Here is a 25,548-nt window from a genome sequence, read left to right as displayed (position 1 = left end):
TTTCTTAATGTCAGTGTTTCTTAATAACAAAATAGCTATGAATCGCCTGTCACCAATGAACCAATCCGGCTGGTGTTCACTACTTTTCTGCGTTCGCTCATGATGATGAGCAGGCGTTGCAGTGCGATAAAGCTGAATAGCAAAATGCCAACGATGATTTTGGTCCACCAAGAGCTCAAAGTACCGTCGAACGTAATGTAGGTTTGGATTAACCCTTGAATCAACACACCAAACAGCGAGCCAAATACAGTACCAACACCACCCGATAGCAAAGTGCCACCGATAACCACAGCAGCGATAGCATCCAGCTCAACCCCTACAGCCGCGAGTGGATAGCCCGCAGACGTATAGATAGAGAACACAATCCCAGCACAGGTCGCTAAGAAAGTGGAAAGCATGTAGATACCAATGGTGGTGCGTTTGACCGGAATCCCCATCAAACCCGCAGAAGTGGCGTTACCCCCAATCGCGTACACGTTGTTACCAAATCGAGTGCGATGAGCCACCAGCATTCCAATCGCTACGATACACAACATCACTACCGCCAACAGGCTCAGGCGACCACCGCCCACGATGTGCCATGAAAAACGCGACATCTCTTTATAGACCGGGTGTTCAATAGGAATAGATTGCTCAGAGATTAGGAAGCTCACACCGCGCAGGAAGAACATGCCAGCCAATGTGACGATGAAAGCGGGTATTTTTAAGGTATCAATAATCCAACCCATTAAACCGCCAAACAGCGAACCCATAACCAGTACCATCACGATGGCAGTGAAAGGATGAACTCCCCATTCACCGATAACCGTCGCAAGGAAAATACCGGTAAATGCGACAACTGAGCCTACCGAAAGGTCGATACCGCCGGAGAGGATAACGAACGTCATACCGACAGCAAGAATGCCCAAGAACGCGTTGTCGGTGAGAATGTTACAGATCACGCGTGTACTCATAAACGCAGGAAATTCCACCATACAAAACGCATAGCCAATCAGGAACACTGTGATGGTGATAAACAGAGGAAAATTACGCTTAATCATTATCTATTTCCTCTTAATCAGTTGTATGACCGTTGGCGATTGCAATATCAACACGGTTAACACCACCAGCGATTTCACGATATGGTTCCACTGTGGCTGGTATCCCGAGAGCAAAATACCTGTGTTGATACTTTGAATGATGAACGCGCCAACCAGAGCCAGCATCAGGTTAAAACGCCCCCCCATCAGAGACGTGCCACCAATAACCACAGCTAAAATGGCATCCATTTCCAACCATAAACCGGCGTTGTTAGCGTCAGCGCCTTTGATGTCTGCTGCAACGATAATCCCTGCAATAGAAGCCATCACACCACTGATAACGTATACCGACATCACAATCGCAGGGGTGTTAATGCCCGCATTTTTGGCTGCTTTAATGTTGATACCCACAGACTCGATAAAGAGCCCCAATGCTGTTTTCTTGGTGAGCGCCCAAACAATCAATAGTGCGCAAACCAACAACAGGATTGGGGTAGGGAAATAGAACAGTGAGCCACTACCAAACCAAGAGAGAGTCTCATTGTTGAAGGTAATAATTTGCCCTTCAGTAATGAGCTGAGCCACACCGCGCCCAGCCACCATAAGAATCAAGGTGGCGACAATCGGCTGGATTTTACACACCGCAACAAGAAAGCCGTTCCATAAGCCACATGCTACGCCAGCTAACACTGAACAGAGCAAAATGGTGGACGGTGCGTAACCTTGCTCTGCCATACTGGCAAGCACGGCACCGCTGATCGCCATTACCGCGCCAACCGATAGGTCAATACCGCCGGTTGCGATAACCAGTGTCATACCTATGGTAAGTAGCGCAACAGGCGCACCGCGGTTAAAGATATCGATGACGCTACCAAATAGGCGGTCATCTTGAATGTGAATCGAGAAGAAATTATCGGCGATAAGGCTGTTAATAATGAACAGCAGGATTAAAGCCGCAAACTGTGGTGCACCCTTCGGCAAGGTAAACTTATTGCGCGGCTGCGGCGCTTTCGATGGCGCCTTTTGCAGTGACGCTTTATCCATCGATGCTTTCTCTATAGATGCCTTCTCTATAGGAGATAGGGGATTGAGCGAATTCATAATCACCTCAACTCGCAATTGCTTGCATTATGGCTGGCACGGAAAGTTCTTCGGTCGGTATCTCTGCAACGGGTTTTCTGTCACGTAATACCACCACGCGATCGGCATAGCCAACCAGCTCTTCAAGCTCAGAAGAGATAACCAACAGCGCGAGCCCATTGGCACAAAGACTTTCGATTAAACGAATGATCTCAGCATGAGCGCCGACGTCGATACCTCGGGTCGGTTCATCAAGGATCAAGAACTTAGGCTTGGTGAGTAGCCAGCGAGCGAGCAGAACCTTCTGTTGATTACCGCCGGACAAAAACTCAATCGGCTGTTCAAGGCTAGGGGTTTTGATTGCCAGTTGGTCAATGTAGCGCTGTGCCACGGCTTCTTGTTCTTTGCGTGAGATAGGCTTAAACCAGCCCCGTTGTGCCTGCAAAGCCAGAATGATGTTTTCACGCACTGATGCTGCGCCAATGATGCCATCGGTTTTACGATCTTCAGGGCAGTAACCAAAACCTAAGTGAGAAGCTTGGCGAGCCGAGCGAACCTGAATAGGGCGGCCTTTTAGTTCACAGGTGCCGGAATCACTAGGTTCAATGCCGAAAATGACTTTCGCGGTTTCGGTTCGACCGGAACCGAGTAAGCCCGCTAAACCAACAATTTCTCCGGCATGAACTTCAAGATTAAACGGGTGGATAGTGCCTTTTTTGCCGTAGTTGGAAAATGCCACCATAGGTTCGTTGTGCTTGCGGGTTTTTCCAGCACGTTTGAGAGCCGTATCTTCCAGTTCACGGCCAAGCATCATTTTCACTAGCTCAATTTGTGGTAGCTCGCGGGTCTCTTTGGTGCCAACCAACTGACCGTTGCGTAAAACGGTAATGCGGTCGCTCACTTCGTACACTTGGTCAAGGAAGTGGGTGATGAAAATTAGGCTTACACCTTGTTCTTTTAAACCAAGCATTATGTTAAATAACATCTTCACTTCGTTACTGTCGAGACTGGCGGTTGGTTCATCGAGAATCAGTATTTTGGCTGAAAGAGAGATGGCTCTGGCGATAGCAATTACTTGCTGAATAGCTACGGAAAAGTGGTTGAGAGGTTCAGTAACATCGATATCCAGTCCATAGCTGGTAACAATTGTACGTGCTTTCTCAGCCATGGTTTTTCGGTCAACGAAGCCCCATTTTTTAGGTTCATTGCCAATAAATAGGTTGTCCATAACAGACATGTTTGGCAGTAGGTTTACTTCTTGGTAAACAGTACCGATGCCGAGGCTTTGTGCGTGGGCGGTATTTTGCGGAGAGATAGTCTGACCATCGAGAGTGATTTCACCACCATCACGTTGATATACGCCGGTTAAAGTTTTAACTAACGTTGATTTACCCGCGCCATTTTCACCTAATAGCGCCATGATTTCGCCTTTTCTTAGGCTGAAATCGACATTTTCTAGCGCTTTCACACCGGGGAAATATTTACAAATTCCTTTAGCGCTGAGCAGGATATCTTGCTGATTGTCTAACGGCATAATAACTCCAACAATCTAAATCATCCCTCCCGAAAGGGAGGGATGATGACAATAAAATTAGTAACCTAAGTCTTTTTTCATTTCTAACTGAGCTTTTGCATCAGCTGGTAAATATAAATTGGACTCGGTAACAATTTTCTTCGGTGGAGTTGTGCCTTTATCTTTATATGCAATAAGTGCATCAAGAGCTGGGCCAGCCATATTTGGAGTAAGCTCAACGGTCGCGTTTGCTTCGCCACTCATCATCGCTTTAAATATATCTGGAACCGCATCAATTGAGACAATTAAAATATCGCTGCCTGGTTTTAAACCTGCTTCTTTAATTGCTTGAATAGCGCCAATTGCCATATCATCGTTATGGGCAAATACCGCACAAATATTTTTGCCGTTATTTTCAGCTTTAATAAAGCTTTCCATAACTTCTTTACCTTTACTACGGGTAAATTCGCCAGACTGAGTACGAACAATTTGAATATTGTCGACTTTGTCTACCGCATCGCTAAAGCCTTTTTTACGGTCGATAGCCACACTCGCACCGACAGTACCTTGCAGCTCTACCACGTTACATTTTTTGCTGCCTACTTTGTCGATCAACCATTTACCAGCCACAGCACCTTCTAATACGTTATCAGCAGTTACCGCTGTCATATAAAGAGAGTCGTCTTCTACTGTGATACCACGGTCTAGTAGGAATACTGGGATACCGTAGTCTTTTGCTTCTTCAAGCACAGGTCCCCAGCCAGTTTGCACTACAGGTGCGATGAAGATTGCGTCTACACCCTGAGCGATGAACGAACGTACAGCTTTGATTTGGTTCTCTTGTTTTTGTTGTGCGTCAGAGATTTTCAGTGTGACACCGCGTTTTTCTGCTTCAACTTTGGATACCGCTGTTTCAGCTGCACGCCAGCCTGATTCAGATCCAATTTGAGAAAAACCAACGGTTAATGAAGCAGCCATTAGTGAACCAGACATTAAAATGGTACTGACAGCGGTTGCTAAAGTGAGTTTTTTTAACATGATTAAGTCCCTATCTTGTTTAACTCTCCCTTCGTGTTTGAAGCGACAGCGTGGTTGACTCATGCACGCACTTCCCACCATAGACTGCAATACGTCCTTGCTATGTATGAGAGTAGGTGTTCATTGGTCGTCTAACTGTCATTTCAATAACGTTGGGGATATTTTGTTTCACTGTAATGCTCATTATTAAAATTTATTGAAATAGCTATGAGCAATAAAATATTAAGACGGGAAATTAACCTGTGGTTGGATTTTAATCACATAAAAAATTTGGTAGCCAAATAGTCCATTTTATTAGCAACTTACTACTACAAATCTAATACCTAAGTGCAATTAAATTTTGGCTTTTAATTAAATAAATATTACTGGGTTTATTTATTTGAAAATAAAAAAAGCCCTCTTAATTCGAGGGCAACATGAGAAAAATATATGTGGGGGTATATAACTTATTGAGTTTTCTGTTTGTAGCGGTCAAAAATAACTGCTGCAAGTAGGATTGCACCACGAACAACATATTGAGCAAACGGAGACATGTTCAACAGGTTCATCGCGTTCTCTACAGTACCAAGGATAAGAACACCGGCGATAACGTAAGAAACTTTACCGATACCACCTTTCAGTGACACACCACCCAATACACACGCAGAGATAACAACTAGCTCGAAACCAACAGAAGTCATTGGCTGACCTGATGTCATACGAGCTGCTAGGATGACACCTGCAAGTGCTGAGATAAAACCAGAGATTGTGAAGATCATCATTTTAGTTTTAACTACGTTTACACCTGCAAGACGTGCTGCTTCTTCGTTACCACCAATCGCAAGTGTGTTACGACCGTAAACGGTGCGGTTAAGAAGGAAAGCAAATACACCGAAAGTGACCAGTGTTAGCCAAATTGGAGTTGGGATACCAAGTACTGAAGAGTTACCTAAAGCAAAGAAGCTCTCTTCGGTAATACCGACCGCTTTACCATCAGAGATGATGTAGCCAAGACCACGAGCAATTTGCATGGTAGCCAGTGTTGTGATCAACGCGTTGATTTGCAGTTTTGCAATCACGAAGCCGTTGAGTAAACCAAACACCACACCTGAAAGCAGGCCAGCACCGATACCTAGTGCAACGCTGCTAGTTGCGTTGATGGCAACTGCAGTAACAACACCAGAGCAGGCAATGATAGAAGCCACTGATAGGTCTAAGTCACCACAAGCAAGGCAGAACAACATGGCACACGCCACCATACCGCTCATTGAAATGGCAAGACCAAGGCCTTTCATGTTGATGAAAGTCGCGAAGTAAGGAACGAACAGGCAGCAGAGTATAAACAGACCTGCAAACACCATTAGCATTCCAAACTTGTCCCAAATTTTAGAGAAGTTAAATCCGCCGGATTTCGCCTCAGACGTCATCGCTTTAGTAGGGCTAGATAAAGACATAATGATATTCCTCAGGTTTAAGCTGCTGCTGACTCTTTGTCGAGCATTGCAAGACGAAGAGCAGTTTGTTCGTTAAATTCATCGCGTTGAAGTTCGCCTGTCACTGCGCCATCTTTCATCACAAGGACGCGGTCAGAGATACCCAACACTTCTGGTAAATCGCTGGAAACGACCAATACGGTGACTCCGTTTTCCGCCAGCTTAAAAATCAATTCGTATATTTCAGACTTCGCACCTACGTCGATACCACGGGTAGGTTCGTCCAGTAAGATCACGCTCATCGCAGTTGACAACCAACGGCCAAGAATCACTTTCTGTTGGTTACCACCAGAGAGCTTGCCAATCGGTTGTTCAAGCGATGATGCCTTAACATTCAGCGCTTGTTTTTGCTTGGTTGCGTTGTCTTTTTCCCAAGCGAAATCGATAAGGCTGTTAAATTTGAGGTGCCATGGACGCGCACTGATGTTGGTGTTTTCCTGCACCGACATGATTGGCACTATGCCATGTGCTTTACGGTCTTCAGAGCAAAGGGTAATACCTGCACGAATCGCATCTTGTGGGGTTTTAATACCGATTTTTACATCGTGAAGGAAAATATCCCCACCGGTTTTACGCTCTGCGCCAAACACCAAGCGAGTCAGTTCGGTACGTCCAGCACCAACAAGACCAAACAGGCCAAGAATTTCACCCTGCTGGATATCCAGTGAAACAGGAGCGCTAAGTCCAGACCCTTGAATGTTCTCAAGGCGTAAGCCGCTTTTACCTAATTCGCGAGAGCGGTAGTTGTAGATGTCGTTAATTTCACGACCAACCATCAGTTCTACTAGGCGGTCGTTAGTCAGTTCAGACATGTCTTCAAAAGACTGAACGTGTTGACCATCTTTGAAGATAGTAATGGCGTCACACAGGTTGAAGATCTCTTCCATGCGGTGAGATACGTACATAATGATTTTGCCAGCATCTCTTAGTTCACGGATAACCTTGAACAGATTTTGAATTTCACGTTGAGACAAGCTACTGGTTGGTTCATCAAATGCGATGATTTGTGCGTTGCGGCTAAGAGCTTTGGCGATTTCCACCATTTGCCATTGGCCGATAGATAATTCTTTTAACTGGCATGCTGGGTCAAAAGTTTCACCAAGACGCTCTAACTGCACACGGGCATTTTTGTTTAGCGTTTCGGTATCAACACGACCACCTTTGGTTGGAAGCTGCCCAAGATAAATGTTTTCAGCAACGGTGAGCTCAGGAACCAAGTTCAGTTCTTGGTAGATGATAGCGATACCGTGATCAAGTGCATCGTTAGTTGAAGTAAGAGTGATCTCTTTACCATCAATTGCGATATGACCTTCTGTTGGCTGGTGGAACCCACTCAAGGTTTTAAGCAGAGTTGATTTACCTGCACCGTTTTCTCCCATCAAAGCATGAACACTACCTGCGCTTGCGCGGAAGCTAACGTTGTTCAGTGCTTTTACACCAGGGAAGTGCTTCGAAATATTACAAAACTCTATGTAAGAAGGGGACTTCGCCATGACATTCTCTCCGTAAAATCAAGAGGGTGACGGCCAAGGTAGCCGTCACCAAAATTGAGCTTATAGCCCTTTCTTCGCTAGTTCGTCTTTGAAGTTGTCACGAGTGATAAGAACTACGTCAGTAACTTCAACAAATTTAGTTGGTTCAACGTCTTCTTTAACCCACTTGTAAAGAGATTCGATACTTCTGTAGCCGTGTACGTCTGGGCTTGGAAGTAGAGAACCGTAGAAGCCAGTTGCGTTTGCTTTAGCAAGTTCGTTTACAGCATCTACACCATTGATACCGATACCGATAACGTTGTCAGCGCCGAAGCCTTGACCTTCAGTAGCACGGATACCACCAAGAACTGTGTTGTCGTTCATACCAACAACAAGCCATTGTTTAACATTTGGGTATTGAACAAGTAGTGAGTTAGCTGCGTCCAATGCTCCTGGGATGTCGTTAGTTTTAGTTGGTACGCGGTAGATTTGACCTTCTGGGAAGCCTGCTTGTTTTAGAGCAGAGATAGAACCATCAACACGACGACGTGCAGTGTCTAGCTCGTCAGCAGTGATCGCCATAACACCTGTTGATGCTACGTCCCATTTACGCTTAGTCATTTCTTTATAAAGTTCTGAACCTTGACGTTCACCGATAGCTGTTGCTGCCATCATTACCAAAGGTACGTCGACCATAGGTTCGCCTTTGGCGTTAAGGAACTGGTCATCAACAGTGATAACTTTTAAATCATAGCTTTTTGCTTTAGCCATGATTGCTGGACCTAATTTAGGGTCCGGAGTACAGATAACGAAACCTTTCGCGCCTTGAGCTGCAAGGGTATCGATAGCATTCAGTGTTTTTTCACCATCTGGCACAGCCATTTTCACAACTTCAAAGCCTAGGTCTTTACCGGCTTTTTCTGCGAATGACCATTCAGTTTGGAACCATGGCTCTTCAGGTTGTTTAACTAGGTAACCTAGTCGCATGTCATCGCTTGAACCAAAGAACGCATTGGCAGAAGCGCTTAACATTGTTGCCCCGGTTAAGGCAGTCGCTAGTAATAATTTTTTTAGTTTCATTGTTATTCCATCCGCTGGGTAGGGTTTGTTTCACGGACATATTTGAAGATTTCATTTCAAGTTGAAGTGACGAAAATCACACCAAAAAAATGTAGCGATTTTGTCCATTCATTTAGCGGAGGTGAACATGATGGGGATCTCAAATGTTACGTTTTAGTGCATTTCTGACTGCTTTTGGTGCGTATGTAATCGTTTGAATAGTTGTTATAGCCTTATTTGGCAAGGCTTGGTGTGTTTTTTAATCAGATGCACAGAAATAAATTCATGGCGGTTTTGTCCATACATCTAGCAGGCAATGTCATGGCTGAATCATCCATGCAGGGGTATAACAAATAAAAAATATCACCCTACATGGACACCCTATACGGAGCTGTTATGAAGCATTTAGCGACACACCCTGCACACGTTATTGGTCTGGATTTTGGTTCAGATTCCGTACGTGCATTATTGGTCAACGCTGTTAGTGGTGAGGAAGTGGCATCTGGTGTCACTTACTACCCGCGTTGGATGGAAGGCCTATATAACGAACCTGAACAATCTCAGTTCCGCCATCACCCGAAAGACTACATAGAAGCGATGACTCAAGCGATACGTGAAGCACTTGAGCAAGTCCCTGCGGAAATCGCTCAGTCTGTGGTGGGTATTGGTGTTGATACTACGGGTTCGACGCCAGCTCCGGTTGACGCACAAGGTAATGTTTTAGCTCTGTTGCCTGAATTTGCAGAAAACCCGAACGCGATGTTTATCTTGTGGAAAGACCACACATCAGTATCAAAAGCAGATTTGATTAATGAATTGGCCCACGGTGGCGAGTTCATCGACTACACCAAGTACATTGGCGGTATTTACTCTTCAGAATGGTTCTGGGCTAAAGCAGCTTGGGTGAGTGAACAAGATGATCAAGTAGCGAAAGCCGCTCATAGCTGGGTGGAGCTGTGTGACTGGATCCCAGCACTGCTTTCAGGTAACGAACATCCAAGTAAATTCCGCCACGGTATCTGTGCCGCTGGTCATAAAGCGATGTGGCATGACAGTTGGGGTGGCCTACCGGATCAAAAATTCCTTTCTGCGATTTCGCCAACGCTTGATGGTATTCGTGAGCGTATGTTTGATGAGGTTTATACCTCTGAAGATGTGGCAGGTTACCTAACTCAGGAGTGGGCAGAGAAACTTGGTTTGCCAGCAGGTCTAGCGGTTGCTGTAGGTGAGTTCGACTGTCATATGGGCGCTGTTGGCGCAGGGGCAGGCGAGCATGATTTAGTTAAAGTTATCGGCACTTCAACCTGTGACATCCTGATGGTGGACGCAGATAAAGTGGGCGATCGCACCATTCACGGCATTTGTGGTCAGGTGAAAGGCAGCGCGCTACCAAGCTTGATGGCTTTGGAAGCGGGTCAGTCGGCATTTGGCGATGTTTATGCTTGGTATAAGCGCGTACTGATGTGGCCTATTCAGGCTCTAGCGAAAACCAATACCGATGCGGCAAAAGTGATGGAGCAGTTGGATAAGTCGATTGTGCCAATGCTTGCTGAGGCTGCGCAGCAATATGCTTTCAACGATAACTCACCATTAGCGATGGACTGGCACAATGGCCGTCGTACTCCTTACGCAAACCAACGCCTCAAAGGCGCGATTACCGATCTGAACTTGGGTTCTACCGCACCAGCGATGTTTGCGGCTTTGGTTGAGTCAACGGCTCACGGCGCGAAAGCGATTGTCGATTGTTTTGTTGACCAAGGTATGGATGTTGAACGTGTTATCGCCATCGGCGGTATCTCGCAAAAATCCCCATACGTGATGCAGATGTGTGCTGACGTTATTGGTCGTGACATTGCCGTGGCAAGCTCTGAGCAGTGTTGCGCTCTGGGTGCTGCGATTTTCGCCGCAGTTGCTGCCGGTGTGTATGAAGATGCTCAACAAGCACAGAAAGCGATGGCAAGCCCAATCAGTCAAGTTTACAAACCGAATGCGGCAGCAAAAGCGCTACGTGAACAACGCTACGCTGGCTACCGTGAGCTTGGTCAACACCTAGAGCAAATTTCTGAATCAAAACTGTCTCAGGAGCGTAGCCATGGGTGAGCTAGCAATGGGCGCAGCTAAATCGGTACTTAGCCAAGAAGAGCGCCTGAACAAGCTTCGCCATGATGTGTGGCAAGCGAACTTAGATCTCGAACGTCACAAGTTAGTGACGTTCACTTGGGGCAACGTGTCAGCGATCGACCGTGAATCTGGCTTGGTAGTGATCAAACCAAGCGGTGTTGCTTACGAAGATTTAAGCGCTGAAAACATGGTGGTGGTCGATCTGGAAGGCAATATCGTTGAAGGCGATTTGAACCCGTCGTCAGATACCGCGACGCACTTAGTGTTGTACCGCACCTACGCCAAGATTGGTGGCGTGGTTCACACCCATTCACCTCAAGCAACGGCTTGGGCGCAAGCAGGTAAAGCAATCCCGGCATTAGGTACAACTCATGCGGATTACTTCTACGGCAGCATTCCATGTACTCGTGCTCTCTCAAATAAAGAGATCGCTACAGATTACGAATTGAATACCGGTCTGGTGATCGCAGAAACCATTGGGGATAACGACCCAATTGCGATTCCCGGAATTTTAGTCAAAGAACATGCACCGTTCTGCTGGGGCAAAGATGCTCATCAAGCGGTGCACAACGCAGTAGTGACAGAGGTTGTTGCCGGAATGGCTCTGCAAACTCTACAGATCAATCCTGCGGTGGAATATATCAATCAAGCGTTGCTCGATAAGCACTACCTACGTAAACACGGAGCCAATGCTTATTACGGTCAGTCAGCTAAGAATAAAGGGTAAGTCATGAAAGTATTTAATGAAAAACAAGTTTGGTTTGTCACTGGTTCACAAACGCTATACGGACCAAAAGTGCTTGAGCAAGTTGCGCTTGAAAGCGGTCAGATGGTTGCGAGTTTCAACGAAACCAGTGCAATCTCTGTACCTATGGTAGACAAAGGCACAGTTAAGTCTCCGGAAGAGATTCTTAATGTATGTCGTGCAGCGAACAACGATCCTGACTGTATCGGTTTGGTTCTTTGGATGCACACCTTCTCTCCTGCAAAAATGTGGATTGCTGGTCTTTCTCAGTTGAACAAACCGTTCATGCACCTTCACACTCAGTTCAATGCGGCGCTTCCTTGGGACAGCATCGACATGAACTACATGAACACACACCAAAGTGCTCATGGTTGTCGTGAATTTGGCTTTATCGGCACTCGTATGGGAATCGACCGTAAAGTGGTTGTTGGTCACTGGCAAAACCCACAAGTTCATAAAGAAATGGATGATTGGTGCCGTGCGGCTGTGGGTATCCACGCAGGTCAAAACCTAAGAGTGGCGCGTTTTGGTGACAACATGCGTCAAGTAGCGGTAACCGAAGGCAACAAAGTTTCTGCGCAAATCCAGTTCGGCTATGAAGTGAACGCTTACGGTTTGGGTGAACTGACTGAAGCAGTTCAATCAGTGTCGGATGCTGATGTGGCTCGCATGTTGGATGAGTACGCATCAACTTACGAAATGAAATCAGAGCTTCTAACGGATGCTTCACTGCTTAAATTGATGCAGCACGAAGCGCGCCTAGAAATGGGTATGGAACGTTTCTTAACAGATGTTGGTGCTAATGCATTCACCAACACCTTTGAAAACTTAACCGGTCTAGGTTCTCTACCAGGTCTTGCAACACAACGTCTGATGGCGAAAGGCTTTGGTTACGGCGGTGAGGGTGACTGGAAAACGTCGGCTATGGTTCACATCATGAAGCAGATGGGTAAAGGTCGCCAAGGTGGTACTTCTTTCATGGAAGACTACACCTATAACTTCGGTGCAACTGACCAAGCTCTTGGTGCGCACATGCTAGAAGTGTGTCCATCAATCGCTGCGGCAAAACCACGCCTAGAGATTCACCGTCATACGATTGGTCTGAAGTGTGATGTTCCTCGTCTGCTATTTAGCGGTAAAGAAGGTGATGCACTTAACGTGTCTGTAATTGACCTTGGTAACCGCTTCCGCATGGTCGTGAACACAGTGAAGACTGTCGCTCCACCACAAAGCATGCCACACCTACCAGTTGCTCACGCGCTTTGGGAACCAATGCCAAATCTACAAGTCGCTGCGGCAACTTGGATTCATGCAGGCGGCGCACACCACAGTGCATACAGCCAACAGGTGAGTGTTGATACCCTAGCGGATTACGCAGATATCCTAGGTATGGAAATGGTTGTTATCGACGAAAACACTGAGACTCGTACGTTCAAGCAAGAGCTGAAAACTAACAGCTTGTACTACCGTCTAGCTTCAGGCGTTTAATCGAAAAATCTCCCTCACGGTGAACACTCATTGTGAGGGAGAAGTTGTAGAGGTAATTATGGCGGTTGACGAATCTAAACTAGAGCAGGGCTTTGATACTCTCAGCCCGTTTGATATTCACTATAACCGTTGGACACTGCGTGTTGCTGGTCAGTGTTCAACTAAGTTTGAGCTACTGTTTGACGATACTGTGTTGTATCAAGGTAAGCTGGAACTGATTAACAATGGTGAGTTACTGGATGTATCGCAGGCTCAGTGGAAGTTCCGTCACCGCCAAGATCGTATTGAGCAATGGTGCCAGTTGCATCATGTCGATAAGCTATCAGTCAACATGAACTACTATTTTCACGATAAAGCAGTCGTGATTGAGTATTTGGCGCGCAATAGCATTCCCACACGATTAGATATCCGACACGCAATTGTTCCCGCTAAAGCGGAAACCCCTGCTGTAGCGAATAACAACAGCGAGCCGCCTCAATCCGAGCAACCGGATTGGCAAATGAGTCGTCACGGGCTTCCTAGTGAATCTATTCGTCACTCCATCAAACCTGATCTGTTTCGTGAAGCTTTTTCAGCCACTCAGTGGATCGTATTAGATAAAATGTGATGTCGAAAATCGCAATACTTCCGGGCTCAACATACACTAGACAAAATTCTAATGATTGTTGGTCTATGCAGAACACTGATCCACTCAAGCCTGGGTATGACTTCGATGCACATTTAGTTGCGGGACTTACACCGATCATCGAAGGTGATGAGCTCGACTACACCATCGACCGTCAAAACGGCATGAAAGGGTACATCATCAATATCACCAGCAAAGGTGAAGGCACTATTTTCTCCGGAGAAAATGAATTTCATGTCAAAGCGGGAGACTTACTACTGTTTCCGCCAAGTGCAGCTCACTATTACCGCCGCAAAGACGACAATGCGTCATGGTTTCACCGTTGGGTCTATTTTAGACCAAGAGCCTTCTGGAATGACTGGTTAAGCTGGCAGGAAGAACGCAATGGCGTTTATGTAACCAGTGGATTATCGACGCAAGATATTGAGCACATTGAAAGCTTGTTTGTCGATATCGAATACACCGCGAAATCGGATTTACCTTATCGGGACGATTTGGCGATTAACTTGCTTGAACAGCTGCTGATTCGCTGTAAATCGGTGCAGCCGGATGTGGTCAGTAAGCCACTCGATCCACGCATCATTCAGGCGATTAACTACATGACACAAAACCTCAATCAGGATTTCACGCTTGAGGAAATTGCTGCACATACCTGTTTATCGCCATCTCGCTTAGGGCATCTGTTCCGTGATGAGATGAAGATGACTATTACTCAGTGGCGGGATGACCAACGTATTAGTCGCGCTAAGCAATTGTTAGTAACTACTCACTATTCGGTAAACCACATTGGACGAATAGTAGGCTACTCAGATCCCCTTTATTTCTCTCGCGTGTTCAAACGAAAAGCTGGCGTCAGCCCGAAACTTTATCGAGAAAAAATCACCTGAGAACAGATCAAAAAAACCGGAGCACAGCTCCGGTTTTTCTTTATCCGCTAAGAATTTTTGACAAAAAATGTGCGTATCTTGAGCTAGATTCCAGCTTTGGCTGCAAAGGCAATGGTAAAGCGAATGGCGTTTTCAACTCTCAACATTTCTAAACTATAGTTGAGTTGTTAGTTGGCAAAAGAGTTAGTTGATAAAAGAGTCGGTTGGCAAAAGGAGTAGCCTGAATGAATCAAGAAGCCTTGCTCTCTCGTTTTAATGAATTACCTCGTATTGAAAGTATCCAGCAAGAGTTACTGAATATGGTGAACAGCGACAACCTCAATTTCAGTGAGTTGTCGCGCAAGATGTCGATGGATCAAGTGCTCAGTGCCCGTGTGTTGCGGATGGCGAACTCAGCCCAGTTTGGCGGTGCACAAGGCGTATCAACCATTAACGAAGCGATCATTCGTGTTGGCAGTGGCGCCGTGAGAACACTGGTTTCTTCTTCCGTTGTATCCGGTGTGTTTCCTAAACTGGCGACACTCAATATCAAAGACTACTGGGCGAACACTTTCGAAATCGCCATGATTGCCAGCAAGCTCGCCAGAGCTGCCCGTTTAGACCCTAATGAAGCGTTTACCACTGGCGTTCTGCATAACATTGGTGAACTCATGATTCACGCGTTAGAGCCTGATATTGCTTCGCAAATAAAATATCGGGTAGAGCATGGTGAAGAGTTGGTTGCAGTGCAAAAAGAGCTGCTTGATACCGATGCACAAGAGCTTGGTGCTAGGCTGGCTCGCGAATGGCAGTTCCCGTCTGATATGGCGGATGCGATTGAAAATGTGAACCATCCGGGAAGAGCAACAGAAGCTAAGCGATTAGCCTGTGTTCTGTTTTTGGCTCGTGAAATCCATAAGCGTTGGGACTCATTGTTCGATGAACGAGAAAAGCGTGCGTTTCTTACTCGTCATCCTGCTGCTAAGGCTCTGGCGTTGTCGCCGGATGTGTACGTGGAAATAGACAGAGTTCGTGGGCAGGGCGTAGAGCTGGCACACCAACTTTTTTAGTCAGTCACAATCGCTTAAAACAGCCATGTAAAACCGTCATTTAAAAAATAGATAGAAAGCCCATGCAACAGCGTGGGCTTTGACCTATTTAGGTAGAAGGCGCGAGCTTTTTGGAAAGCTTCAGTTGCTGCACTATCAAACCAATGATGATCAACACTAAGCCGATTAATGTCGAAGGATGAATTTCTTCACCTATGATGGTCGCAAGCAGGATTAATGAAATAAACGGCGAAGCAAAAATTAGGTTACTGATGCGCGCGGTATTGTTGGTGCTCTTTAGTGCGCTAAGCCAAAGCACAAAGGTAATTCCCATTTCAAATAATCCCACGTAGGTCACAGCGGCCCAACCTTTAACGGTAATTTGGCTCCATGGCGCGCCTTCGTAGACGTTCAATCCAATGGCAAACGGAATAGCAACAAGAAAGCCCAGTAGCACGCCGACAACCGGCTCAGCTTGATTCTTAGTGTTGAGTATCCAATATCCCGCCCAAAGCAATGTGGAAAGCAGTGCTAACCCAACACCCAACGGGCTGTCGAATTTCAAACCGAGAATATCGCCTTTGGTCGCTATCACAATTACGCCTAAGTAGCTGAGTACACAGGCTAACCAATCTTGTTTTCTGATAGTTTGACCCAAGAAAATGGCTGCCATAAACGTTAAAGTGATTGCCCAGCTATAATTAATAGACTGAGCTTGCGAGGCTGGGAGTAAGGCGTACGCTTTAAATAAAATAAGATAGTAAGCCAGAGGGTTAATCAGCCCTAATAGTAAGTAATACCAAGGATTGGCAAAAAAGGTGCTGGCGATCAGATTTAAATGACCTCGAAGGGCACAAATGATGAATAAAGCCAGTGCAGAGACAATACTTGCGATAGTGAGCATTTGAATTGGCGTGAATTCTGCCAACGTGAGTTTGAAAGCTGTAGCAACGGTGGACCAAAACAGAACTGCGGACAGTCCTAGGCCTAATGCGCGACGCTCGTTCATTTGTTTTCCCTAACTTGATTTGACGTTATTTGGCTAGTCTAACGGTGGAATAAATGCGCCACAAACTGGACATTTATCCAGTATGGAAATACCATTTTTGTCAACAGACTTAAGTCACGACTAGACGAAGTAAACCTTTATGATGCAATGGATTATCAACAATATACTGCTTTGGGCTCCCGCACTTGCGAGTGCAATTATATCGGGGAGCGTGATAGGGCTTTGGGTTAAGCAAAAAATGGCGGTCAGAACCCAACTGCTTGATCAGCAAATTATCAATGATGCTCGCTGGTATCAACAGCAAATCGAGCAGCTTAAGGTTTCATTGAACAACAGCTTGGGAGAGTTGGAAGAGCTCGATCAAGAGCGTGATAAAGCAGAGTACGAACTCAAGCAACTGCACGGCAAACTTATGGCAGCGATGGAAAAGCTACGCTATTTCGATGCGGTAAAAGCGGAGCGTGACCAACACAATGAAGAGCTGAGCCATTTACGTGAGCAAAAAGCGCAGCTTGATGTTCAATTGCGTGAGCAAGAAGCGCGTCATCAACAGCAATTAGAATCCAGCGCAGAAAAATTGCGTCTGCTTGAAACCGCTGAAGAGCGCCTCAAACAGCAATTTGAACATCTCGCGAACCAAGTCTTCGAAGACAAAGCCGCAAAAGTGGATCAGCAAAATAAACAGAGCCTTGATGGTTTGTTGAGTCCGCTTAAAGAGCAGCTAGAAGGTTTCCGCAAACAGGTAAACGACAACTTCAACAATGAAGCGAAAGAGCGCCACACCTTAGTTCACGAGCTGCGTAATCTGCAAAGCCTTAATGAGCAAATGGCAAAAGAAGCGTTGAACCTTACTCAGGCGCTAAAAGGTGACAACAAGCAGCAAGGTAACTGGGGTGAAGTTGTTCTTGCTCGAGTGTTGGCGGAGTCGGGTCTGCGTGAAGGTCATGAGTACGAAACTCAAGTTAGTTTGCAAAATGACATGGGCAAGCGTTATCAACCGGATGTGATTGTTCATCTGCCACAAGATAAACAAGTGGTGGTGGACTCAAAAATGACGCTGGTGGCTTATGAACGTTATTTCCATGCGGAAACGGATGAAGAGCGTGATACCGCACTGCGCGACCACTTGATTGCGTTGCGTAACCATATCAAGGGATTGAGCCAAAAAGATTACCATCAGCTTCGTGGCATAGAGAGCTTAGATTATGTGCTGATGTTTATTCCAGTCGAGCCTGCATTCCAAGTCGCGATTCAAGCCGATCCTAGCTTGGTAAAAGATGCGATGGAGCAAAACATTATTCTTGTCAGTCCGACCACGTTGCTGGTGGCGCTGCGTACCATTGATAACCTATGGCGCAATGATCGTCAGAACCAGAATGCCCGCTTAATTGCCGAGCGAGCCAGTAAGCTTTATGACAAGTTACGCCTATTTGTTGATGATATGGAAGGTTTGGGCTCTGCGTTAGACAGAGCAAACCAGAATTATCAGGGTGCGATGAACAAGCTTGTTACCGGCCGTGGCAATGCCATTAGTCAGGCAGAAAGCTTTAAACAGCTTGGGGTTGAAGTGAAACGTTCTATTCATTCTCAATGGGCTGAAAAAGCACAAATTGGCGAAGATTATGAAATTTCTCCTCCAGTTGAAAGACATCAGGGAGAAGTAGAAAGACATCAAGGAGAGGATAAAGTAAACTGATTGCCCGCAGCAGTTTATAGACCTTTGGGAACACTTTTTCTACAGAGAAAGCGTACTGCTTTGCAACGAAATTGAAAGAAACGAATGATGGCGGTCTCAATATACTTACGTAGAAAGAATGTTGCGACCACAATGACGGATAGTAGCGATGACGGACAGTAGTAGCGTGCAAACGAATACAGCAATGACAGATCAAGAAACAACGCATTTCGGTTTCGAAACCGTTCGTAAAGAAGAAAAAGCAACCAAAGTAGCTCAGGTGTTTCACTCAGTAGCAGCGAAATACGACATCATGAATGACTTAATGTCGGGTGGTGTTCATCGACTATGGAAGCGTTTTACGATTGATTGTTCAGGTGCACGTCCGGGACAAAAAATTCTCGACCTTGGCGGCGGTACTGGTGACCTAGCTGCGAAGTTTTCTCGCATTGTGGGCGATAAAGGCCACGTTATTCTGGCAGACATCAATAACTCTATGCTTAACGTAGGTCGCGACAAGCTGCGTGACCGTGGCATTGTCGGCAACATCGATTTCGTGCAAGCGAACGCAGAAGAACTGCCATTCCCAGATAACCATTTTGACTGCATCACTATCAGTTTCTGTCTGCGTAACGTAACAGATAAAGATAAAGCACTGCGTTCAATGTACCGCGTTCTGAAACCGGGTGGTCGTCTGTTAGTTCTTGAGTTTTCTAAGCCAGTTTTAGATCCGCTTTCAAAAATCTATGACGCGTACTCTTTCCATATTTTGCCAAAAATGGGTGAGCTGATTGCCAACGATGCAGACAGTTACCGTTATTTAGCAGAATCAATTCGTATGCACCCAGACCAAGAAACCTTAAAAGGTATGATGGTTGAAGCCGGCTTCGAACAAGCTAGTTACTACAACCTGACAGGCGGTATCGTCGCACTGCACCGCGGTTACAAATTCTAAGGACCGCCTATGCCGTTTGAACCTCTTGTCACTGCGGTGATTGAAACTTCTCTGAATACACTGATTAAGGACGATCCTAATTTGGGGCGTCGTCTTGCTCGTCTGAAAGGGCAAGTGATTCAAGTGCATCTGAAAGAGTTGAATAAGACCCTAACGTTTGTTTTCAGCCAACAGATCGATGTGCTGGCTAATTATGAAGGCAAACCAGATTGCTACTTGTCTCTGCATCTGTCTGTACTGCCAGAACTGCGTGAACAAGCCAATATCACTAAACTCATCAAACAAGATAAGTTGGTGCTGGAAGGCGATATCCAACTGGCTCAGAAATTTTCGCAACTGATGACAGATTGTAAACCTGACATTGAAGAGTGGCTGTCACGAGTCACCGGTGATGTGGTTGCTCACACTGTGGTTCAGGGGGCGAAAAACGTCGGCTCTTTGTTAACTTCTCAGTTTAATAAGCATCAGAACCATCTTGCTCAAGTGCTGACTGAAGAGTGGCGTATTGCACCTGCTCCGTTAGAGATCGCCTATTTCTGCGATCAAGTCGATGATGTGAAAAGTCAGGCTTCTCGTTTAGAAGCTAAGCTATCTGCTCTGCTTGAGAAAATGGCTCTGGGTGAAAAAGTGGCTCAAGGAAACGCTGAGGTTGCTAAATAACGTATGACGCCTTCAGAACTTAAGCGCCTATATCGAATTATCAAAGTTCAGCTCGAATACGGGCTGGATGAGTTCCTTCCTGATCATCAACTGACCAAAGTACCTCGTCTGTTACGTAAATCTCTGTTTTGGCTTCGTAATAAGCATACGGATAAACCCTTGGGTGAACGTCTGCGCCTTGCGCTGCAAGAGTTAGGTCCTGTGTGGATTAAATTTGGACAGATGATGTCGACTCGTCGTGATCTGTTCCCGCCGCATATCGCTGATCAGCTTGCACTGTTGCAAGATAAAGTCGCGCCATTTGATGGAAAACTCGCTAAGCAGCAGATGGAAAAAGCTCTCGGCGGCAGTTTAGAAAACTGGTTTGACGATTTTGATATCGAGCCGCTAGCGTCAGCTTCGATTGCTCAGGTACATACCGCGAAATTGAAAGAAAATGGTCGTGAGATCGTTTTAAAAGTGATTCGCCCTGATATTCGTCCTGTGATCGATGCTGACATCAAGCTGATGTACCGCATGGCGCGTATTGTTGCCAAAGCTACGCCAGAGACTAAACGTCTTAAGCCGGTCGAAGTGGTGCGCGAATACGAAAAAACACTGATTGATGAGTTAGATCTGCGTAGAGAAGCGGCTAACGCGATTCGTCTGCGTCGAAACTTCGAAGGCAGTGAGGAACTTTACGTTCCTGAAATTATTAGTGATTTGAGTAATGAAACTGTCATGGTTTCTGAGCGAATATACGGCATTCAGGTTTCTGATGTAGAACGTCTGCGAGAAAACGGCACCAATATGAAGTTGCTGGCTGAGCGTGGCGTGAGTGTCTTTTTCACTCAGGTATTCCGTGACAGCTTCTTCCATGCTGACATGCATCCGGGCAACGTGTTTGTAAACCCTGAGCATCCAGAAAATCCGCAGTGGATTGGGTTGGACTGTGGTATTGTCGGTACACTCAACAGCGAAGATAAACGTTACTTGGCGGAAAACTTCTTGGCTTTCTTTAACCGAGACTACCGCAAAGTGGCAGAGCTGCACGTTGATTCAGGTTGGGTTCCTCATGACACCAATATTGACGAATTTGAAGTCGCAATTCGTATTGTGTGTGAGCCTATCTTTGCCAAACCGCTGTGTGAAATTTCCTTTGGCCATGTGTTGTTGAACCTGTTCAATACCGCGCGTCGATTCAATATGGAAGTGCAGCCACAATTGGTATTGCTGCAGAAAACACTGCTTTATGTTGAAGGATTAGGACGCCAGCTTTATCCACAGCTTGATTTGTGGCAAACGGCGAAACCATTCCTAGAAAAATGGATGATGAACCAAGTGGGACCGCAGGCGGTGATTAATGCCGTCAAAGAGCGCGCGCCATTTTGGGCTGAAAAATTGCCAGAGTTACCAGAGCTGCTTTACGATAGCTTGCGTCAAGGTAAAGTGATGAATCAACGTATTGATCAGCTTTACCAAGGATACAGAGAAACCAAGCGTCAGCAGGCAACAGGCAAGTTTTTATTTGGTATTGGCGCCACATTAGTCGTATGCTCGGCAATACTGGTCGCCAGTCACTTAGAGCAGCTAGCAGTAGGCAGTGCGATTGCAGGCTTCACATTTTGGCTGTTTAGTTGGCGGGCTTATCGTCAATAGACGTTAAACTCTTGAAATCATTATTAGCAAATAACCCCGAGGTATAAATAATGGGTGGTATCAGTATTTGGCAACTTCTTATCATTGCTGTAATCGTAATTCTGTTGTTTGGTACAAAGAAATTACGTGGCATCGGTGGTGATCTAGGTGGTGCAGTAAAAGGTTTCAAAAAGGCAATGGCTGAAGAAGACAAGCCAGAAGTGAAAGACGCTGATTTTGAACCAAAGAACTTGGAGCAACAAAAAACAGCTGCTTCAACTGAAACCAAAAAAGACAAAGAGCAGGCGTAAAGAGTGTTCGATATCGGTTTTTGGGAGCTGGTATTAATCTCTGTTGTTGCTTTAGTTGTATTGGGTCCTGAACGTTTGCCACATGCTATTCGTAGTGTGACCAAGTTTATTGGTGCAGCGAAAAGTATGGCAAACAGTGTGAAAGATGAGCTTGCTCATGAGCTGAAAGTGCAAGAGTTACAAGACAACTTGCGCAAAGCCGAGCAAATGGGCATGAAGAATCTTTCACCTGAGTTGCAAGAATCTGTCGATAAACTAAAGCAGGCGGCGCAAGATGTTCAGCGTCCTTATGCTGCATCGAACCATACGCAAACAGCGGATAACTCAGCCGCAACAGTCGCAGAAGCGATAGATGTTCAAGCAACGAAAGATGTCTCTGAATCTATTAACGTTACTGCGCAAGCTCAGCCTCTGCCAACTGAGGAAGAGCTTAAATCGGCAGACAAGAAAGCCGAGTAAACCATCAAGTGAAGAGCTCCGAGGCTCTTCATTTTCTGTTATATGATCTCAGTTATATGAGCTGTCACATGAGGTTCCAATGTCTTCTGTAGAACAGACACAGCCTTTAATTAGTCACCTTCTTGAGCTACGTAACCGCTTATTGCACAGCATTGCGGGCGTACTGGTTGTGTTTCTCGCTTTGATCTATTTCTCTGGTGACATTTACGAGTTTGTCTCCAAGCCTTTGGTGGAGCGTTTGCCAGAAGGCGCAACGATGATTGCAACCGATGTTGCTTCCCCGTTTTTTACGCCACTGAAGCTGACCTTGATTGTTGCTGTGTTTCTGTCTGTCCCTTATATCTTGTATCAGGTATGGGCGTTTGTGGCTCCGGGCTTGTATAAGCATGAGCGTCGTTTAATTTTCCCTTTGTTGTTCTCTAGCTCACTGCTGTTTTATTGTGGTGTCGCTTTTGCCTATTTCGTGGTTTTCCCACTGGTATTTGGCTTCTTCACCGCTATTGCATTAGGTGGGGTAGAAATCGCAACCGACATCGCCAGTTATCTTGATTTCGTCTTAGCGCTGTTCTTAGCGTTTGGTATCGCGTTTGAAGTACCTGTCGCTATCTGCTTGTTATGTTGGACAGGGGCAACCACACCTAAGGCTTTGGCGGCTAAGCGTCCGTACATCATAGTGGCAGCATTTATTGTTGGTATGCTACTGACACCACCAGATATGATTTCTCAAACTCTGCTGGCAATTCCAATGTGCTTGTTGTTTGAAGTAGGGCTTATCTTCGCTCGCTTCTATACCAAGAAAGAAGCGGATGAAGAGGAAGTGGAAGAGTAGCCTTCAATCCATTCTCGATATGATTTTGAAAAAGGAGCTTAGGCTCCTTTTCTATTTTCTGCCTTTGTAACCCTTATCTGAGCAAAAGTCTGTGAATATCACAGTTTTACGATCTCGTTGCCTGTTGATGGTTTTTTGCACAATAAATTGATTTAAAACAATTGTTCTGCGATCTGCTTTCGCAATTCAATCACATTCGTCTAATTATATAAGCAAATCCTAATTTACCAGGAAGGTATGTTCGGAATGAAAACAATAATGATTAGACCCTATTTAACTTCGCTGATGCTGTTATTCGTAACAGCGGCTTCATTTGTTCATGCGTCAACGGCGGATCACAAAACCTTTGAGCAGCTGAATGGACCTTTCCACAAGGCTCAGGAGGTCACAAAGGCGTGTTTGGAATGTCACACTCAAGCTGGTGAGCAAATCCAAGCGTCTACCCATTGGACATGGGAGCACAAACAAACCAGTTCAGATGAGATTTACGGCAAGAAAAATGTCGTCAATAACTTCTGTATTTCCACCGCGTCTAACGAACCTCGCTGTACTAGCTGTCACACCGGATATGGCTGGAAAGACGATCAATTTGATTTCACCAAACAAGAGAGTATCGACTGTTTGGTTTGCCATGATCAATCCGGTCAATACCGTAAATTCCCGACGGCGGCTGGTCATCCCAATTACGTTGATACGGAGTGGCCAGTAGGTTCTGGCAAAATACTACCCGCAGTTGATTTAGCGAAATCAGCTCAAAGTGTCGCGACCCCCGAGGTGAAAAACTGCGGTAGTTGCCATTTCTTCGGAGGTGGTGGTGATGCGGTTAAGCATGGCGATATGGATTCAAGTTTGAACACTGCGTCGGTTGAACTGGATGTTCACCTCGCCAAAGATGGTGCTAACTTGAAATGCCAGGATTGCCATACCACCAGTGCGCACATTACTCAGGGTTCTCGCTACTCGATGAAGGCGAAAGATACCTCTGGTATCGACATTCCCGGACATACGGACATGAGTCGTGCGACTTGTGAGTCTTGCCATAGTGCAGCGCCTCACCAAGGTTCACGTGAAGCGATTCGCCTCAATCAGCATGCAGAAAATGTCGCCTGTCAGACATGTCATATTCCCGAATTTGCTCGTGAAAAAGCGACAAAAACCTTCTGGGATTGGTCAACGGCGGGAGATAAGAAACGTCCAATGACCAAAGATGAGTGGGGCAATCCACTTTATGATCCGAAAAAAGGCGACTTTGTTTGGCAAAAAAACGTTGTGCCTGAGTATGCTTGCTTTAATGGCGAAATTGATTACACCACTGTCGGTGAAAAGGTTGTGCCTAAGGCTGATGGTGTAATTGAGCTGACTAAAGTACAAGGCGTTTGTGGCGAGGAGGGCACACGTATTTGGCCGTTTAAAGTGATGAAAGGTAAACAGCCTTACGATGTGAAAAATCAGCTAATGATAACGCCGCATTTGTTTGGCAAAGATGACGCAGCTTATTGGAAGTCTTATGACTGGGTAGCCGCTGCTACGGCGGGTATGGCAGCAACAGGATTAGAGTTTGGTGGCGAGATGGCATTCGTTGACACTGACTACCATTTCCCAATCACCCATATGGTTGCTCCAGCAGAGAAAGCGTTGGAGTGCCAAGATTGCCACAGTAAAGATGGACGAATGGCTAAGATTGCGGGTTTCTATATTCCCAGTCGTGATGATGCCCTTGGTGGTAACAGTCGATACTTGTGGTGGTTAGTCGCCTTGACTGTGCTCGGTGTTGCGTTACACGGTTTGCTAAGGTTCTTTGCTCGCCCACAAGGTAAGGAGTAGGTTATGCGTCATATGGTTTATAAACGCTTTGAACGCTTCTGGCATTGGGCGCAAAGCTTACTCATTATCGCGATGATAGCGACCGGATTTGAGATTCATGGTTCTTACCAGTGGCTAGGTTTCGAAGATGCGTTGTTCTGGCATGAGCTGTGTGCTGTCACACTGATCGTTCTGTGGCTATTTGCCATCTTCTGGCATTTCACTACAGGCGAATGGCGGCAGTATATTCCAACGACAGACAAGCTTTCGGACGTCATCAGTTTCTATGTTCGAGGTATTTTTCTCGGGCAAACTCATCCGTATAGATCAACCCCAGAACGTAAACACAACCCATTGCAGCGCTTTTTCTATCTGGGCTTTAAGCTGATATTAGCCCCGTTGATTTGGGTAACTGGTGCGCTGTTATTGCTTCATCCTTTTGGAATCGAAGTTATCCCATTGGGCGCTCTGTCGGGATTGCATTTGCTGGTGGCATTCTTATTTGTGGTGTTCCTGATTGGGCATGTCTATATGACCACCACAGGACCGACACCCACTAGTCATATCAAAACCATGATTACTGGCTATGAGGAGGAGCATTAATTTAAGGTGAAAGGCAAATAGATCTCACTCTTGGCTCATAAAGAGAAAGCCCCTTTATTTGAACAATAAGGGGGCTTTTT

The 25,548-nt window shown here is 45.8% G+C and carries 22 protein-coding genes and 1 pseudogene; 15 read left to right on the top strand and 8 right to left on the bottom strand.

From position 1 onward, the window contains the following. Positions 1–35 precede the first annotated feature (35 nt). The 7 genes from yjfF to ACOSVQ_RS12285 all read right to left on the bottom strand — a co-directional run bounded on the left by yjfF (position 36) and on the right by ACOSVQ_RS12285 (position 8,674). Positions 36–1,040: a galactofuranose ABC transporter, permease protein YjfF gene (gene yjfF / locus ACOSVQ_RS12315; RefSeq protein ID WP_491982845.1), complete on the bottom strand. Its 1,005-nt coding sequence runs from the start codon at positions 1,038–1,040 to the stop codon at positions 36–38. A 3-nt stretch (positions 1,041–1,043) separates the two neighbouring features. Beyond that, a complete protein-coding gene (ytfT, locus tag ACOSVQ_RS12310; protein WP_491982844.1) occupies positions 1,044–2,120 on the bottom strand; it encodes a galactofuranose ABC transporter, ATP-binding protein YtfT in 1,077 nt (358 codons plus the stop codon). A gap of 7 nt (positions 2,121–2,127) precedes the next feature. Continuing rightward, positions 2,128–3,633, bottom strand: coding sequence for a galactofuranose ABC transporter, ATP-binding protein YtfR (gene ytfR, locus ACOSVQ_RS12305; protein WP_491982843.1), 1,506 nt, complete (start codon positions 3,631–3,633; stop codon positions 2,128–2,130). Between the two features lie 57 nt (positions 3,634–3,690). Next, positions 3,691–4,650: a galactofuranose ABC transporter, galactofuranose-binding protein YtfQ gene (gene ytfQ, locus ACOSVQ_RS12300; RefSeq protein WP_491982842.1), complete on the bottom strand. Its 960-nt coding sequence runs from the start codon at positions 4,648–4,650 to the stop codon at positions 3,691–3,693. Positions 4,651–5,096: 446 nt separating this feature from the next. Beyond that, on the bottom strand, positions 5,097–6,083 hold the full coding sequence (gene araH / locus ACOSVQ_RS12295) for an L-arabinose ABC transporter permease AraH (protein WP_491982841.1): 987 nt from the start codon (positions 6,081–6,083) through the stop codon (positions 5,097–5,099). A 17-nt stretch (positions 6,084–6,100) separates the two neighbouring features. Continuing rightward, positions 6,101–7,615, bottom strand: a complete 1,515-nt coding sequence (araG, locus tag ACOSVQ_RS12290; RefSeq protein WP_491982840.1) for an L-arabinose ABC transporter ATP-binding protein AraG — start codon at positions 7,613–7,615, stop codon at positions 6,101–6,103. Between the two features lie 60 nt (positions 7,616–7,675). Next, positions 7,676–8,674 carry an arabinose ABC transporter substrate-binding protein gene (locus ACOSVQ_RS12285; protein WP_102941484.1) on the bottom strand — a complete coding sequence of 333 codons (999 nt, stop codon included), beginning with the start codon at positions 8,672–8,674 and terminating at the stop codon, positions 7,676–7,678. A gap of 375 nt (positions 8,675–9,049) precedes the next feature. Here ACOSVQ_RS12285 and ACOSVQ_RS12280 point away from each other — a divergent pair, with 375 nt between their 5' ends. The 6 genes from ACOSVQ_RS12280 to ACOSVQ_RS12255 all read left to right on the top strand — a co-directional run bounded on the left by ACOSVQ_RS12280 (position 9,050) and on the right by ACOSVQ_RS12255 (position 15,568). Continuing rightward, positions 9,050–10,753, top strand: coding sequence for a ribulokinase (locus tag ACOSVQ_RS12280; protein WP_491982839.1), 1,704 nt, complete (start codon positions 9,050–9,052; stop codon positions 10,751–10,753). A gap of 7 nt (positions 10,754–10,760) precedes the next feature. Continuing rightward, a complete protein-coding gene (locus ACOSVQ_RS12275) occupies positions 10,761–11,501 on the top strand; it encodes an L-ribulose-5-phosphate 4-epimerase (protein WP_491982870.1) in 741 nt (246 codons plus the stop codon). A 3-nt stretch (positions 11,502–11,504) separates the two neighbouring features. Beyond that, a complete protein-coding gene (araA, locus tag ACOSVQ_RS12270) occupies positions 11,505–13,007 on the top strand; it encodes an L-arabinose isomerase (protein ID WP_171138478.1) in 1,503 nt (500 codons plus the stop codon). A gap of 58 nt (positions 13,008–13,065) precedes the next feature. Continuing rightward, the gene (locus tag ACOSVQ_RS12265; RefSeq protein ID WP_491982838.1) at positions 13,066–13,614 is read left to right on the top strand and encodes a hypothetical protein; all 549 of its coding nucleotides are present in this window, start codon (positions 13,066–13,068) and stop codon (positions 13,612–13,614) included. Positions 13,615–13,679: 65 nt separating this feature from the next. Beyond that, positions 13,680–14,519 carry an arabinose operon transcriptional regulator AraC gene (araC, locus tag ACOSVQ_RS12260; protein WP_491982837.1) on the top strand — a complete coding sequence of 280 codons (840 nt, stop codon included), beginning with the start codon at positions 13,680–13,682 and terminating at the stop codon, positions 14,517–14,519. A 224-nt stretch (positions 14,520–14,743) separates the two neighbouring features. Then, positions 14,744–15,568: an HDOD domain-containing protein gene (locus ACOSVQ_RS12255; protein WP_491982836.1), complete on the top strand. Its 825-nt coding sequence runs from the start codon at positions 14,744–14,746 to the stop codon at positions 15,566–15,568. A gap of 88 nt (positions 15,569–15,656) precedes the next feature. On the opposite strand, the gene ACOSVQ_RS12250 is transcribed toward ACOSVQ_RS12255, so the two are convergent. Next, positions 15,657–16,556, bottom strand: coding sequence for a DMT family transporter (locus ACOSVQ_RS12250; RefSeq protein WP_491982835.1), 900 nt, complete (start codon positions 16,554–16,556; stop codon positions 15,657–15,659). Between the two features lie 142 nt (positions 16,557–16,698). Here ACOSVQ_RS12250 and rmuC point away from each other — a divergent pair, with 142 nt between their 5' ends. The 9 genes and pseudogenes from rmuC (at position 16,699) to ACOSVQ_RS12205 (ending at position 25,468) form a co-directional block, all read left to right on the top strand. Beyond that, positions 16,699–18,252: a DNA recombination protein RmuC gene (gene rmuC, locus ACOSVQ_RS12245; RefSeq protein WP_491982869.1), complete on the top strand. Its 1,554-nt coding sequence runs from the start codon at positions 16,699–16,701 to the stop codon at positions 18,250–18,252. 148 nt (positions 18,253–18,400) lie between these two features. Continuing rightward, the gene (gene ubiE / locus ACOSVQ_RS12240; RefSeq protein ID WP_102941492.1) at positions 18,401–19,186 is read left to right on the top strand and encodes a bifunctional demethylmenaquinone methyltransferase/2-methoxy-6-polyprenyl-1,4-benzoquinol methylase UbiE; all 786 of its coding nucleotides are present in this window, start codon (positions 18,401–18,403) and stop codon (positions 19,184–19,186) included. A gap of 9 nt (positions 19,187–19,195) precedes the next feature. Then, complete coding sequence (locus ACOSVQ_RS12235; RefSeq protein WP_491982834.1) at positions 19,196–19,846, top strand: ubiquinone biosynthesis accessory factor UbiJ; 651 nt, start codon at positions 19,196–19,198, stop codon at positions 19,844–19,846. 3 nt (positions 19,847–19,849) lie between these two features. Further along, positions 19,850–21,484 carry a ubiquinone biosynthesis regulatory protein kinase UbiB gene (ubiB, locus tag ACOSVQ_RS12230; protein WP_491982833.1) on the top strand — a complete coding sequence of 545 codons (1,635 nt, stop codon included), beginning with the start codon at positions 19,850–19,852 and terminating at the stop codon, positions 21,482–21,484. A gap of 50 nt (positions 21,485–21,534) precedes the next feature. After that, the gene (gene tatA, locus ACOSVQ_RS12225) at positions 21,535–21,774 is read left to right on the top strand and encodes a Sec-independent protein translocase subunit TatA (protein ID WP_491982832.1); all 240 of its coding nucleotides are present in this window, start codon (positions 21,535–21,537) and stop codon (positions 21,772–21,774) included. 3 nt (positions 21,775–21,777) lie between these two features. After that, positions 21,778–22,110: pseudogene (tatB, locus tag ACOSVQ_RS12220) on the top strand (Sec-independent protein translocase protein TatB); the annotation flags it as partial. Between the two features lie 202 nt (positions 22,111–22,312). Continuing rightward, the gene (gene tatC, locus ACOSVQ_RS12215) at positions 22,313–23,062 is read left to right on the top strand and encodes a twin-arginine translocase subunit TatC (protein ID WP_491982831.1); all 750 of its coding nucleotides are present in this window, start codon (positions 22,313–22,315) and stop codon (positions 23,060–23,062) included. A gap of 246 nt (positions 23,063–23,308) precedes the next feature. Then, the gene (locus ACOSVQ_RS12210) at positions 23,309–24,886 is read left to right on the top strand and encodes a tetrathionate reductase family octaheme c-type cytochrome (RefSeq protein ID WP_491982830.1); all 1,578 of its coding nucleotides are present in this window, start codon (positions 23,309–23,311) and stop codon (positions 24,884–24,886) included. Positions 24,887–24,889: 3 nt separating this feature from the next. Beyond that, complete coding sequence (locus ACOSVQ_RS12205) at positions 24,890–25,468, top strand: cytochrome b/b6 domain-containing protein (RefSeq protein WP_491982829.1); 579 nt, start codon at positions 24,890–24,892, stop codon at positions 25,466–25,468. Positions 25,469–25,548 lie beyond the last annotated feature (80 nt).

Source organism: Vibrio sp. HM8-C, from assembly GCF_058630515.1.
Note: the sequence above shows the minus strand (reverse complement) of the source record. Positions and strands in the feature narration are given on the sequence as shown.

Bases quoted from the DNA above. Each gene is read 5' to 3' on its own strand.
- tatA (WP_491982832.1), top strand. From the start codon at position 21,535: ATGGGTGGTATCAGTATTTGGCAACTTCTTATCATTGCTGTAATCGTA.
- ytfQ (WP_491982842.1), bottom strand. From the start codon at position 4,650: ATGTTAAAAAAACTCACTTTAGCAACCGCTGTCAGTACCATTTTAATG.
- ACOSVQ_RS12280 (WP_491982839.1), top strand. From the start codon at position 9,050: ATGAAGCATTTAGCGACACACCCTGCACACGTTATTGGTCTGGATTTT.
- ACOSVQ_RS12210 (WP_491982830.1), top strand. From the start codon at position 23,309: ATGAAAACAATAATGATTAGACCCTATTTAACTTCGCTGATGCTGTTA.
- ytfT (WP_491982844.1), bottom strand. From the start codon at position 2,120: ATGAATTCGCTCAATCCCCTATCTCCTATAGAGAAGGCATCTATAGAG.
- yjfF (WP_491982845.1), bottom strand. From the start codon at position 1,040: ATGATTAAGCGTAATTTTCCTCTGTTTATCACCATCACAGTGTTCCTG.
- ACOSVQ_RS12205 (WP_491982829.1), top strand. From the start codon at position 24,890: ATGCGTCATATGGTTTATAAACGCTTTGAACGCTTCTGGCATTGGGCG.
- tatC (WP_491982831.1), top strand. From the start codon at position 22,313: ATGTCTTCTGTAGAACAGACACAGCCTTTAATTAGTCACCTTCTTGAG.
- araH (WP_491982841.1), bottom strand. From the start codon at position 6,083: ATGTCTTTATCTAGCCCTACTAAAGCGATGACGTCTGAGGCGAAATCC.
- ytfR (WP_491982843.1), bottom strand. From the start codon at position 3,633: ATGCCGTTAGACAATCAGCAAGATATCCTGCTCAGCGCTAAAGGAATT.
- rmuC (WP_491982869.1), top strand. From the start codon at position 16,699: ATGCAATGGATTATCAACAATATACTGCTTTGGGCTCCCGCACTTGCG.
- araA (WP_171138478.1), top strand. From the start codon at position 11,505: ATGAAAGTATTTAATGAAAAACAAGTTTGGTTTGTCACTGGTTCACAA.
- ACOSVQ_RS12255 (WP_491982836.1), top strand. From the start codon at position 14,744: ATGAATCAAGAAGCCTTGCTCTCTCGTTTTAATGAATTACCTCGTATT.
- araC (WP_491982837.1), top strand. From the start codon at position 13,680: ATGCAGAACACTGATCCACTCAAGCCTGGGTATGACTTCGATGCACAT.
- ACOSVQ_RS12275 (WP_491982870.1), top strand. From the start codon at position 10,761: ATGGGCGCAGCTAAATCGGTACTTAGCCAAGAAGAGCGCCTGAACAAG.
- ACOSVQ_RS12250 (WP_491982835.1), bottom strand. From the start codon at position 16,556: ATGAACGAGCGTCGCGCATTAGGCCTAGGACTGTCCGCAGTTCTGTTT.
- ubiB (WP_491982833.1), top strand. From the start codon at position 19,850: ATGACGCCTTCAGAACTTAAGCGCCTATATCGAATTATCAAAGTTCAG.
- araG (WP_491982840.1), bottom strand. From the start codon at position 7,615: ATGGCGAAGTCCCCTTCTTACATAGAGTTTTGTAATATTTCGAAGCAC.
- ACOSVQ_RS12285 (WP_102941484.1), bottom strand. From the start codon at position 8,674: ATGAAACTAAAAAAATTATTACTAGCGACTGCCTTAACCGGGGCAACA.
- ACOSVQ_RS12265 (WP_491982838.1), top strand. From the start codon at position 13,066: ATGGCGGTTGACGAATCTAAACTAGAGCAGGGCTTTGATACTCTCAGC.
- ACOSVQ_RS12235 (WP_491982834.1), top strand. From the start codon at position 19,196: ATGCCGTTTGAACCTCTTGTCACTGCGGTGATTGAAACTTCTCTGAAT.
- ubiE (WP_102941492.1), top strand. From the start codon at position 18,401: ATGACGGACAGTAGTAGCGTGCAAACGAATACAGCAATGACAGATCAA.